A 12,448-nucleotide genomic window follows, 5' to 3' on the forward strand; every position below is an offset into this window, starting at 1 on the left:
AAAAAACTCAAAGCTTAAGAATATCTTTCACAAACGGAATGGTCAGCTTGCGCTGGGCGGTAATGGAGGCGCGATCGAGCTGATCGAGTGTATCAAACAGGGTACGCATCTCACGGTCCAGACGCTTGAGCAGGAAACGGCCCACGTCTTCCGGCAGCTCAAAGCCGCGCTGCTTTGCTCGCAGCTGTAACGCCTGCAGCTTATCTTCATCTGATAGCGGCTGGAGCTTGTAGATTTGTCCCCAGTCCAGACGAGACGCCAGATCCGGCAGCCCAAGATTAAGCTGGCGCGGCGGACGATCGCCGGTGATCAGCAGCCGGGTTTTGCCCGACTCCAGAATGCGGTTGTAGAGGTTAAAGATCGCCATTTCCCACGGCTCGTCCCCCGCCACGCATTCGATATTATCGATGCAGACCAGCGAGAGATGTTCCATGCCCTCAAGCACTTCAGGCACAAACCAGGTACGTTTATCCAGCGGCACATAGCCGACCGCATCGCCGCGCGCCGAAAGCTCGGCACAGGCGGCATGCAGCAGGTGGCTGCGCCCCGCGCCTTCGCGTGACCAGATATAGATGTATCCGCTGTGATCCTGACGCAGCACGTTTTGCAGTGCAGCCAGTAAAGAGGGGTTATCACCCGGCCAGAAACTCGCAAAAGTTTCGTCGTCAGGGAGATAGAGTGGCAGAGAGAGCTGTGCCGGTCCGTTCAGAAATACCTCAACCAGAGATCTTACATAAAATCGGCGATGAGTTTAACACGGAACCCGCCAGGAGAGAACCGGGCGATCCTTCGCCCAGTTAATGGATCAGTGTGGGGTTTTTTCGCTTTCGTCAGCGTCCAGGACCACCTCTTCCGGACGGATCACCGAGATCAGCTTGAAAATCAGGCTCAGGCCCACGCCCACGATGGTCGCCAGCGCCATGCCCTTCAGCTCGGCCGCACCGATGTGCACCTTCGCGCCGCTCACGCCGATGATCAGGATAACGGAGGTCAGGATCAGGTTTTGCGCCTTGCTGTAATCCACTTTGGATTCAATCAGCACGCGAATACCGGAGGCACCGATCACCCCGTACAGCAGCAGGGAAACGCCGCCCATCACCGGCACAGGAATGATCTGAATCGCTGCCGCCAGCTTGCCCACGCAGGAGAGCAGAATGGCGATGATCGCCGCGCCGCCGATAACCCAGGTACTGTAGACGCGGGTAATCGCCATCACGCCGATGTTTTCACCGTAGGTGGTGTTTGGCGTGGAACCGAAGAAACCGGAGATGATGGTGGAGAAACCGTTGGCAAACATGGAGCGGTGCAGACCGGGGTCGCGGATCAGGTCGCGCTTCACGATGTTCGCCGTCACCACCAGGTGGCCAACGTGCTCCGCAATTACCACCAGCGCGGCAGGCAGAATGGTGAAAATGGCGAACCATTCAAAGCGTGGGGTGTAGAAAGTTGGCAGCGCGAACCAGTGCGCCTCGGCAATCGGGGTGGTATCCACAACGCCCATGACGAAGGAGAGCGCGTAGCCCGCCAGCACGCCGATCAGGATCGGGATAATCGCCATAAAACCGCGGAACAGCACGGAGCCAAATACCGTCACGCCCAGCGTCACCAGCGAGATGATAATGGTTTTGGAGTCCGGTGACTGGCCGTCCGCAGGCAGCAGGCCGGCCATATTCGCCGCCACGCCCGCCAGCTCCAGGCCGATAACGGCAACGATGGCGCCCATCGCCGCAGGCGGGAACATCACGTCCAGCCAGCCGGTACCGGCTTTCTTCACGATGAAGGAGACCAGGCAGAACAGCACGCCGCACATGATAAAGCCGCCCAGCGCCACTTCATACCCAAGGGGCAGCAGCAGCAGCACCGGCGAGATAAAAGCAAAGCTCGACCCCAGATACGCCGGGATTTTGCCTTTACAGATAAAGAGGTACAGCAGCGTACCGATGCCGTTGAACAGCAGCACGGTAGCCGGGTTAATGTGAAACAGGATTGGCACCAGCACGGTTGCGCCAAACATAGCGAACAGGTGCTGCAAACTAAGCGGGATAGTCTGTAAAAGCGGCGGTCTTTCACTCACCCCGATAGCACGGCGCGTCATAGTGTTTTCCTCTGTGTAGTATTGTTGGTTTTTATTCAAAAAAAAGCCGACTATCAAAGTCGGCTTATTTATCGTTATTCGATTATTTCGTACCAAAGATCTTATCGCCGGCATCGCCGAGCCCCGGGATGATGTACCCGTGCTCGTTCAGCCCCTGGTCGATAGAGGCGGTGTACAGCTCAACGTCCGGGTGCGCTTTTTCCAGCGCCGCGATCCCTTCCGGAGCAGCAACCAGAACCAGCACCTTAATGCTGCTGCAGCCCGCTTTTTTCAGCAGATCGATGGTGGCGATCATTGAACCGCCGGTCGCCAGCATTGGGTCAACCACCAGCGCCATGCGCTCGTCGATGTTAGAGACCAGCTTCTGGAAGTAAGGTACCGGCTCCAGCGTCTCTTCGTTACGGTAGATACCGACCACGCTAATCCGCGCGCTCGGTACGTGCTCCAGCACGCCTTCCATCATGCCAAGACCGGCACGCAGGATAGGCACTACGGTAATTTTCTTACCTTTGATCTGCTCAACCTGCACCGGACCGTTCCAGCCTTCGATGGTCACTTTTTCTGTTTCCAGATCGGAGGTTGCTTCGTAGGTCAGCAGGCTGCCCACTTCAGAAGCCAGTTCGCGAAAACGCTTCGTGCTGATGTCATGCTCACGCATCAGGCCCAACTTGTGTTTAACGAGTGGGTGTTTCACTTCCACAATCTTCATTCTCTTTCTCCTCTGAGGTGGCATCCGCAAAAAAATCGCGGGATTATACCGCTTTTTTCGGATTGCGCCATACCCAACTTGCTTGACGTATATCAATCAAAAACAAAAAAACCGGAGGCTGGGCTCCGGCTTGGGTGCGGGGTCTTGCCCGGTGGCGCTGCGCTTACGCGGGCCTACGTGTATTGTAGGTCGGGTAAGCGTTAGCGCCACCCGACAATTAGAGGTTATCGCCGTTGCTCGCAATCACCTGCTTATACCAGTCGAACGATTTCTTCTTGCTGCGGTTCAGGGTGCCGTTACCTTCGTTATCTTTATCGACAAAGATAAAACCGTAGCGTTTTTTCATTTCGCCCGTTCCGGCAGACACCAGGTCGATACAGCCCCACGGGGTATAGCCCATCAGATCCACGCCGTCTTCCACCACTGCTTTTTTCATCTCGCGGATGTGTGCGGAAAGGTAATCGATGCGGTACTGGTCGTTCACCGTGCCGTCGCTCTCCTGCACGTCGATCGCGCCAAAGCCGTTCTCAACGATAAACAGCGGCAGCTGGTAGTGATCCCAGAACCAGTTCAGGGAGTAGCGCAGCCCGACCGGATCAATCTGCCAGCCCCAGTCGGATTTCTGCACGTACGGGTTGGAGACCAGGCTCTTGCTCTCGTCGTAGTCCAGCGCCGGGTTATCTGCCGTCGCTTTGGTGGCGAAAGACATGTAGTAGCTGAACCCGATGTAATCCACGCAGCCCTGCTTCAGCGCGGCTTTATCTTCTTCGGTGATATCCAGCGCGAAGCCGCGACGCTCGAAGTAGTTGAGCAGATGCTGCGGATATTTGCCGCGCACGTGAACGTCGGTAAACCAGTAGCGACGGTGCATGGCGTTCATCGCCATCATCATGTCGTCCGGCGCACAGGTCAGCGGGTAGATGGGGCACATGGCAATCATGCAGCCGATCTGCAGCGACGGGTTAATCTCGCGGCCCGCCTTCACCGCCAGGGCGCTGGCCACCAGTTCGTAGTGCGCCGCCTGGAACATCACCGGCTCGCGGTCTTCACCAGGCGCGTACTTCAGCCCGGAGTTGGTAAATGGCGCAAAGTCTTCGTGGAAGTTAGCCTGGTTGTTGATCTCGTTAAAGGTCATCCAGTACTTCACCTTGTGCTGGTAACGCTCAAAAACGACCTTTGCAAAACGCACGAAGAAGTCGATCAGCTTACGGTTGCGCCAGCCGCCGTATTCCGTCACCAGGTGGAACGGCATCTCAAAGTGGGAAAGCGTGATAACCGGTTCAATGCCGTACTTCAGGCATTCGTCGAACAGATCGTCATAGAATTTCAGGCCCGCCTCGTTCGGCTCCAGCTCGTCGCCTTTCGGGAAGATACGCGTCCAGGCGATGGAGGTACGGAAGCATTTGAACCCCATCTCGGCAAAGAGTTTGATGTCTTCTTTATAACGGTGGTAGAAATCGATAGCCTCATGGTTAGGGTAGTTTTTCCCCTCCAGCACGCCGTTGGTGATTTCACGCGGCACGCCGTGCGCGCCCGCGGTCATGACGTCGGCAACGCTTACGCCCTTACCGCCCTCTTTCCAGCCGCCCTCAAGCTGGTGAGCTGCAACGGCCCCACCCCACAGAAAATCTGCTTTGAATCCTGACATTCGCTTTCCCTCATTCTGCGTTATTTTCTGCAAAAACAATTACAGAAACCGGTTTCAGTTCGATGATGTGCAAAGGGGATATTCGTTGCAAGCAGATCGCCGAAACCGGTTTCATTTTCGTGAACGGAGTCAAGTTTGGCTGCTTTTACGGGCTATACAGAAAAAAAGATCCCCACGTCCAGAATAGGCTCGCAAACGTTTGCCTGGACTGTTAGAATTGCGCCGATTTTTCTTACTAGCTATGCAATCGCGTGGGGATTTAAGCCGTGACCAACAAAACTTCTCTCAGCTACAAAGATGCCGGTGTTGATATTGACGCAGGTAATGCGCTGGTTGACCGAATCAAAGGTGTGGTGAAGAAAACCCGCCGCCCGGAAGTGATGGGTGGTCTGGGTGGATTCGGCGCACTGTGCGCGCTGCCGCAAAAATATCGTGAACCTGTTCTGGTCTCGGGTACTGACGGCGTAGGCACCAAGCTGCGCCTGGCGATGGATTTAAAACGTCACGACACGATCGGTATCGATCTGGTTGCGATGTGTGTGAACGACCTGGTGGTTCAGGGCGCAGAGCCGCTGTTCTTCCTCGATTACTACGCGACCGGCAAACTGGATGTGGATACCGCAGCCAGCGTCATTAACGGTATCGCCGAAGGCTGTCTGCAGTCCGGCTGTGCGCTGGTGGGCGGTGAAACCGCTGAAATGCCGGGCATGTACCACGGCGAAGATTATGACGTCGCGGGCTTCTGCGTCGGCGTAGTAGAAAAATCAGAAATTATCGACGGCAGCAAAGTGGCCGATGGCGATGTGCTGATCGCGCTGGCCTCCAGCGGCCCGCACTCTAACGGCTACTCTCTGGTGCGTAAAATCCTCGAAGTAAGCGGCTGCGATCCGCTGACCACCGAGCTGGACGGCAAACCGCTGGCTGACCACCTGCTGGCCCCAACCCGCATCTACGTGAAAAACGTGCTGGAGCTTATCGAGAACGTTGACGTTCACGCTATTGCTCACCTGACCGGCGGCGGCTTCTGGGAAAACATCCCGCGCGTGCTGCCTGACAACACCCAGGCGGTGATCGACGAATCCTCATGGCAGTGGCCAGCCGTCTTTAACTGGCTGCAGACTGCAGGCAACGTGAGCTCTCACGAAATGTACCGCACCTTTAACTGCGGCGTGGGCATGGTTATCGCCCTGCCGGCAAGCGAAGCGGATAAAGCGGTTAAGCTGCTGACCGAGAAAGGTGAAAACGCGTGGAAAATCGGTACGATTAAAGCCTCCGATTCCGAACAGCGTGTGGTCATTGAATGAAAAACATCGTGGTGCTCATTTCCGGCAACGGAAGCAATTTGCAGGCCATCATAGACGCCTGCAAACAGAAGAAAATCAATGGCACCATTCGGGCAGTTTTCAGCAACAAGGCCGACGCGTTCGGCCTTGAGCGCGCGCGGGAAGCGAACATTCCCGCTCACGCACTGGAAGCCAGCCAGTTCGCCGGACGTGAAGCCTTTGACCGCGAGCTGGTGCAGGAGATTGACGCCTACGCGCCCGACCTCGTGGTGCTGGCGGGCTATATGCGTATTCTGAGCCCGGCCTTCGTCGAACACTACGCCGGTCGACTGCTGAATATTCATCCTTCCCTGCTGCCAAAATATCCCGGCCTGCATACCCATCGTCAGGTGCTGGAAAACGGTGACGAGGAGCACGGTACCTCCGTCCATTTCGTGACCGACGAGCTGGACGGTGGCCCGGTGATCCTGCAGGCGAAAGTCCCGGTCTTTGACGGCGACAACGAAGACGACGTGACCGAACGCGTGCAGACGCAGGAGCACGCCATTTACCCGCTGGTGGTAAGCTGGTTTGTCGACGGGCGTCTGGAGATGCGCGACGGCGCAGCCTGGCTGGACGGCGTGAAGTTGCCCCCGCAGGGTTATGCGGCCGAAGAGTAGTTTGCTATGTCGGGTGGCGCTTCGCTTACCCGATATTCCCTCCCCCAACCCGCTAAATTCCTCAACAAAAAAAATAACTGTCATACTTTTCTGGCACTGTTGGACATATCGTGGAAATGCTCGCCATAATAAGGACGAGACGGATTTACCACGTCCTGTGATTGAACTGGAGTGTGAGCTGTAATGGGTCAGGAAAAGTTATATATCGAGAAAGAGCTAAGCTGGTTAGCATTTAACGAACGTGTACTCCAGGAAGCGGCAGACAAAAGTAACCCGCTGATCGAACGCATGCGTTTTTTAGGCATTTATTCCAACAACCTGGATGAGTTCTACAAGGTTCGCTTTGCCGAGCTGAAAAGACGCATCATCATCAGCGAAGAACAGGGCTTAAACTCGCACTCGCGGCATCTGCTGGGCAAAATCCAGTCCCGCGTGCTGAAAGCCGATCAGGAATTTGACGGCCTGTATAACGAACTGCTGCTGGAGATGGCGCGCAATCAAATCTTCCTGATTAACGAACGTCAGCTTTCCGTTAACCAACAAAACTGGCTGCGCCACTACTTTAAACAGTACCTGCGCCAGCACATTACCCCGATTCTCATCAACCGCGAAACCGATCTGGTGCAATTCCTGAAGGATGACTACACCTACCTGGCGGTGGAAATTATTCGCGGTGAATCCATCCGTTATGCCCTGCTGGAGATCCCGTCCGACAAGGTGCCGCGCTTCGTGAACCTGCCGCCGGAAACCCCGCGCAGACGCAAGCCGATGATCCTGCTGGATAACATCCTGCGCTACTGCCTGGACGACATCTTCAAAGGCTTCTTCGATTACGATGCGTTAAACGCCTACTCGATGAAGATGACCCGTGACGCCGAATATGACCTGGTGCACGAGATGGAAGCCAGCCTGATGGAGTTGATGTCCTCCAGCCTGAAACAGCGCCTGACGGCTGAGCCGGTGCGCTTTGTCTATCAGCGCGATATGCCGGACGCCATGGTGGAGATGCTGCGCGAGAAGCTGACCATTTCGCGCTATGACTCCATCGTGCCGGGTGGCCGTTACCACAACTTTAAAGACTTCATTGGCTTCCCGAACGTTGGCAAAGCCAATCTGGTGAACAAACCGCTGCCGCGCCTGCGTCATATCTGGTTCGATAAATTCCGCAACGGATTCGACGCTATCCGCGAGCGCGACGTGCTGCTCTACTACCCGTACCACACCTTTGAACACGTGCTGGAGCTGCTGCGTCAGGCCTCGTTCGACCCGAACGTGCTGGCGATCAAAATCAACATCTACCGCGTGGCAAAAGATTCCCGCATCATCGACGCGATGATCCACGCGGCACACAACGGCAAAAAAGTCACCGTGGTGGTTGAGCTGCAGGCGCGCTTCGACGAAGAGGCAAACATTCACTGGGCGCGCCGGTTGACGGAAGCGGGCGTGCACGTGATCTTTTCCGCGCCGGGTCTGAAAATTCACGCCAAACTGTTCCTGATCTCGCGTAAAGAGGGGGATGACGTGGTGCGCTATGCCCACATCGGCACCGGGAACTTTAACGAAAAAACCGCGCGGATTTATACCGACTACTCGCTCTTAACCGCTGACGCCCGCATTACCAACGAAGTGCGCCGGGTCTTTAACTTTATCGAAAACCCGTACCGCCCGGTCAGCTTCGACTATCTGCTGGTCTCACCGCAGAACTCGCGCCGCCTGCTGTACGATATGATCGATAAAGAGATCGCCAATGCGCAGAAAGGCTTGTCGTCCGGCATCACGCTGAAGCTTAACAACCTGGTCGATAAAGGGCTGGTGGACAGGCTGTATGCGGCGTCCAGCTCCGGCGTGCCGGTTAACCTGCTGATCCGCGGCATGTGCTCGCTTATTCCGGAACTGGAAGGCATCAGCGACAATATTCGCGTTATCAGTATCGTTGACCGCTACCTGGAGCACGATAGGGTCTATATTTTCGATAATGCGGGCGATAAACAGGTCTATCTCTCTTCGGCAGACTGGATGACGCGCAATATTGACTATCGAATTGAAGTCGCGACGCCGCTGCTGGATCCGCGTCTGAAACAGCGTATCCTCGATATTATCGAGATCCTGTTCAGCGATACGGTGAAGGCGCGCTATATCGACAAAGAACTCAGTAACCGCTACGTACCGCGCGGCAACCGCCGTAAAGTGCGGTCACAGCTGGCGATTTACGACTATATCAAATCACTCGAGCAACCCGATTAACCTATGCCGATAAATGATAAGACCCCACGCCCGCAGGAATACGCCGCGGTCGATCTTGGCTCTAACAGTTTTCACATGGTCATCGCCCGTGAGGTGGATGGCGCGCTGCAGATCATCGGTCGTCTGAAGCAGCGCGTACACCTGGCGGATGGGCTTGATGAGCGCAGCATGCTCAGCGAAGAGGCGATGGAGCGCGGTTTAAACTGCCTGTCGCTGTTTGCCGAACGCCTGCAGGGCTTCTCGCCCTCCAGCGTTTGCATCGTGGGCACCCACACGCTGCGCCAGGCGCTGAACGCGCCGGAGTTCCTCAAGCGGGCCGAAAAAGTGATCCCCTACCCGATTGAGATCATCTCCGGTAACGAGGAGGCGCGTCTGATTTTCATGGGCGTTGAACATACCCAGCCGGAAAAAGGGCGCAAGCTGGTGATTGACATCGGCGGTGGTTCTACGGAGCTGGTGATCGGCGAAGACTTTGAGCCGCGCCTGGTGGAGAGCCGTCGCATGGGCTGCGTCAGCTTCGCGCAGATGTACTTCCCCAGCGGCACCATTACCCGTGAAAACTTCCAGCGGGCGAAAATGGCTGCGATCCAGAAGCTGGAGAATCTGGCCTGGCAGTACCGCATTCAGGGCTGGAACGTGGCGCTGGGCGCGTCGGGCACCATCAAGGCGGCGCATGAAGTGCTGCTGGCGATGGGTGAAAAAGACGGTTTTATTACGCCTGAACGCCTGACCCTGCTGACCGAAGAGGTGCTGAAGCATAAAAGTTTTGACGCCCTAAGCCTGCCGGGGCTTTCCGACGAGCGTAAGGCAGTCTTCGTGCCGGGCCTGGCTATTCTCTGCGGCGTGTTTGACGCCCTGGCGATTAAAGAGCTGCGCCTTTCCGACGGCGCGCTGCGTGAGGGGGTGCTGTATGAGATGGAGGGCCGCTTCCGCCATCAGGACATTCGCAGCCGCACCGCGCAGAGCCTGGCCAACCAGTACAACATCGACCGCGAGCAGGCGAAGCGCGTGCTGGAAACCACGGTGCAGATGTACGAGCAGTGGCAGGAGCAGAACCCCAAGCTGGCGCACCCGCAGCTTGCCGCGCTGCTGAAATGGGCCGCGATGCTGCACGAGGTGGGGCTGAACATCAACCACAGCGGGATGCACCGCCATTCAGCGTATATTCTGCAAAACAGCGATCTGCCCGGCTTCAACCAGGAGCAGCAAACCATGATGGCGACCCTGGTGCGCTATCACCGTAAAGCCATCAAGCTCGACGATCTGCCGCGCTTCACGCTGTTTAAGAAAAAGCAGTTTCTGCCGCTTATTCAGCTGCTGCGCCTGGGCGTGCTGCTGAACAATCAGCGTCAGGCCACCACCACACCGCCGACGCTGAAGCTGAAAACCGACGATCACCACTGGACGCTGAGCTTCCCGCACGACTGGTTCAGCCAGAACGCGCTGGTCCTGCTGGACCTGGAAAAAGAGCAGCAGTACTGGGAAGCGGTCACCGGCTGGATGCTCAAAATCGAGGAAGATAGCGCCGACGTCGCCGCGTAACGGCTCAGGCGTCCGCCGTGGACGCCTCTGCTTCCAGCAGTGACTCAAGCGGTGCCGGTCTGCCAATCAGATAGCCCTGCACATAATCAATGCCTAGCGCGTGCACCGCGCTACGTATCTCTTCGGTCTCGACATATTCCGCCACCACCAGCATCTTCTTCATGCGCGCCAGATGACAGATAGAGGCCACAATCTGGTAATCCAGACTGTTGTTGACGATATTGCGGATGAAATCGCCGTCGATTTTGAGAATGTCCGCATCCACGCTTTTCAGCCGCGCATAGCTCGCATAGCCGGTACCAAAATCATCGATCGCAATGCGTACCCCCATTTTCTGCAGCTGCCGCAGAATATGGAGCCCCTGCTCCGCGTTGCAGAAGGTGCTGCACTCCGTCACTTCAAAGATCAGCTGCCACGGCTCAATGGCATATTTCGCCAGCAGGCGACTCACCTCAAGCGGGAACTGCACCCGACACACCGTTGAAGGGGCCAGATTAATGGCAAAGCGCTGGCCGGGTAGCCTTTCGCGATGCGCGGCGAGGAAGCGCAGCGTATGCTCCAGCACCCACAAATCTACCCGCGAAGAGAGGCCAAACTCCTGGGCTATCGGCAGGAATTGTTCAGGGGAGATCAACAGCCCGTTTGCATCAGTCATCCGCAGCAAGACTTCATGAAACCTATCGCCACGCAGGCCGCGTACGGGCTGAACGAGCAGCGTGAATGCGTTGTTATCCAGCGCACGCTGCAGGCGACTCATCACCGCGACTTTATCCTTCAGGCTACGCTGCAGATGGACGGCGCCGCGCTGCTGAAGATTTTCCGGATGGTTAGAGGAGAGCGACAGATCGGCCACCACCCCCAGCTCACCCAGCACCAGATAGAGGTGGTTAACCGGCGAACGCACATAGCAGTAGCTCACCCCCACCTGCGGCTGCAGCGGCATGCCGTCCCAGACAAAGCGGAACTGCTTGATGTGCTCGTCCAGGGTTTCAATCCGCTGCTGGTGCGATTCGGCATTAAGGCGAACCGCCATGTCACAGCCCGTCAGGTGATAGACCTGCTCATTGGGCTGGAGCGTGCCGTTAATCCATTGCGCGAGCTGCTGTTTGTACTGAATGCGCAGTAACACGCCATAGTTACGGCCCAGAATTTCAAGCTCAGGAACGCGGAGTAAACAGAGCGCCGACCACGGGTTTTTCGCCAGATCGCGCGAGAGCGCCCGCAGGTTTGGCATATGCAGAACCGGGTCGAGCAGCGCCAGCCTGCGGGAGCGTTTGTTCACCGCCCGCTGCCGGGTCGCCAGCATCGACATGTAAATCACCACAAACGAGAAGACCAGATAGCTGGAAGAGGTGATTGCCAGCTGAATGTCGTACCCCTGGTTCACGGGGGATATAGCGGTAAAAATAGTGAATAGACACCAGCAGTATCGGGATCCAGATAAGCGAAATCAGCTTATAGCCAAAGCGCATCGCCCCCCAGAGCATCACCGGCATCAGCAGCGACAGGGTGTAGTTAGTGGTGAAAATCGAACTGTTTTCATTCATCGGCAGCAGCAGGAGCGAAAGCAGCCCGGCAAGCGCAATGGCCCAAATCAGAAACTCAGCGCGCGTCACCTTTTTGTCTATCTGGGTACGGATCTGCGAGATGAGGCTTTTGAGATAGCGCGGATGACGAATCAGGCGGATCAGCAGATAACTTAACGGCACGCCCGTCAGACCGCTGACCAGCAAGGCCTGATAGTTGATCAGCGTGCGAATGTTGAGGGGTTAAGCCCTGCCAGGCTCTGGCGACTCTCATACACGCCCAAATACACCGCAAACTGGAACAACAGCAGAAACAGCGTCGCGGGGCAGAAGGCCTGCCAGAAGATGCGCTGCGCCATTAGCCGTACGTCGCCGTACGCCGTCATATTGCGTCTGGGCGCAAACACCCGGTAGCCGCCCCAGCTAAGCACTATAGGGACAATAAAATGGAGCACGCCGGCGACGGTTTCAAACATCCCGACCGACGGGTAATAGCGGATAAACAGCGACAACACGATCCCGGGAAGGGCTTCCAGACCAAAAAACATCATCAGCGAAAGCAAAAACGAGAGCGGTAAATAATAAAGTGCCGCTATCCCGTCGCCCAGGTGCGTGAACGTATTCGCCACGCTCAGTACGGGAAGTAAAACCACCGGTAAAATAAGCGGCAATACCCACCAGCGGTGTTGATTCTTTTTCAGGAAAGCAAAAATGTTCATAGATGCCCGGTTAAACCCCTTTT

8 protein-coding genes and 1 pseudogene are annotated in these 12,448 nt (G+C 56.4%); 4 read left to right on the forward strand and 5 right to left on the reverse strand.

Going from position 1 to position 12,448, the window contains the following annotated elements:
* Window positions 1-7: 7 nt before the first annotated feature.
* From IM294_RS17430 to IM294_RS17445, 4 genes are all read right to left on the reverse strand, one after another.
* The gene (locus tag IM294_RS17430; RefSeq protein WP_211438414.1) at window positions 8-709 is read right to left on the reverse strand and encodes a DnaA inactivator Hda; all 702 of its coding nucleotides are present in this window, start codon (window positions 707-709) and stop codon (window positions 8-10) included.
* 96 nt (window positions 710-805) lie between these two features.
* The gene (gene uraA / locus IM294_RS17435) at window positions 806-2,095 is read right to left on the reverse strand and encodes a uracil permease (protein WP_126818710.1); all 1,290 of its coding nucleotides are present in this window, start codon (window positions 2,093-2,095) and stop codon (window positions 806-808) included.
* A gap of 82 nt (window positions 2,096-2,177) precedes the next feature.
* Window positions 2,178-2,804: a uracil phosphoribosyltransferase gene (gene upp / locus IM294_RS17440; RefSeq protein WP_008501641.1), complete on the reverse strand. Its 627-nt coding sequence runs from the start codon at window positions 2,802-2,804 to the stop codon at window positions 2,178-2,180.
* Window positions 2,805-3,021: 217 nt separating this feature from the next.
* Complete coding sequence (locus IM294_RS17445) at window positions 3,022-4,452, reverse strand: 6-phospho-beta-glucosidase (RefSeq protein ID WP_041908761.1); 1,431 nt, start codon at window positions 4,450-4,452, stop codon at window positions 3,022-3,024.
* A gap of 266 nt (window positions 4,453-4,718) precedes the next feature.
* Between IM294_RS17445 and purM the strand changes: the two genes are divergently transcribed.
* From purM to ppx, 4 genes are all read left to right on the forward strand, one after another.
* Entirely contained in the window at window positions 4,719-5,756 is a 1,038-nt protein-coding gene (gene purM, locus IM294_RS17450; protein WP_008501643.1) for a phosphoribosylformylglycinamidine cyclo-ligase, read from the forward strand.
* A complete protein-coding gene (purN, locus tag IM294_RS17455) occupies window positions 5,753-6,394 on the forward strand; it encodes a phosphoribosylglycinamide formyltransferase (RefSeq protein ID WP_028014032.1) in 642 nt (213 codons plus the stop codon). The genes purM and purN overlap by 4 nt, the downstream gene beginning before the upstream one ends.
* Window positions 6,395-6,577: 183 nt before the next feature.
* A complete protein-coding gene (ppk1, locus tag IM294_RS17460) occupies window positions 6,578-8,638 on the forward strand; it encodes a polyphosphate kinase 1 (RefSeq protein WP_028014033.1) in 2,061 nt (686 codons plus the stop codon).
* A gap of 3 nt (window positions 8,639-8,641) precedes the next feature.
* Window positions 8,642-10,180: an exopolyphosphatase gene (gene ppx, locus IM294_RS17465; RefSeq protein WP_126818709.1), complete on the forward strand. Its 1,539-nt coding sequence runs from the start codon at window positions 8,642-8,644 to the stop codon at window positions 10,178-10,180.
* A 4-nt stretch (window positions 10,181-10,184) separates the two neighbouring features.
* On the opposite strand, the pseudogene IM294_RS17470 reads toward ppx, so the two are convergent.
* Window positions 10,185-12,425 (reverse strand): annotated as a pseudogene (locus IM294_RS17470) (EAL domain-containing protein).
* Window positions 12,426-12,448 lie beyond the last annotated feature (23 nt).

Source organism: Enterobacter cloacae complex sp. P43RS, from assembly GCF_014930585.1.
In the GTDB taxonomy this organism is placed as follows: Bacteria; Pseudomonadota; Gammaproteobacteria; order Enterobacterales; family Enterobacteriaceae; genus Enterobacter; species Enterobacter bugandensis.

What these genes read in the sequence shown, in the direction of transcription:
- uraA (WP_126818710.1), bottom strand. Translation starts at nt 2,095, where the DNA reads ATGACGCGCCGTGCTATCGGGGTGAGTGAAAGACCGCCGCTTTTACAG.
- upp (WP_008501641.1), bottom strand. Translation starts at nt 2,804, where the DNA reads ATGAAGATTGTGGAAGTGAAACACCCACTCGTTAAACACAAGTTGGGC.
- IM294_RS17445 (WP_041908761.1), bottom strand. Translation starts at nt 4,452, where the DNA reads ATGTCAGGATTCAAAGCAGATTTTCTGTGGGGTGGGGCCGTTGCAGCT.
- purN (WP_028014032.1), top strand. Translation starts at nt 5,753, where the DNA reads ATGAAAAACATCGTGGTGCTCATTTCCGGCAACGGAAGCAATTTGCAG.
- ppk1 (WP_028014033.1), top strand. Translation starts at nt 6,578, where the DNA reads ATGGGTCAGGAAAAGTTATATATCGAGAAAGAGCTAAGCTGGTTAGCA.
- ppx (WP_126818709.1), top strand. Translation starts at nt 8,642, where the DNA reads ATGCCGATAAATGATAAGACCCCACGCCCGCAGGAATACGCCGCGGTC.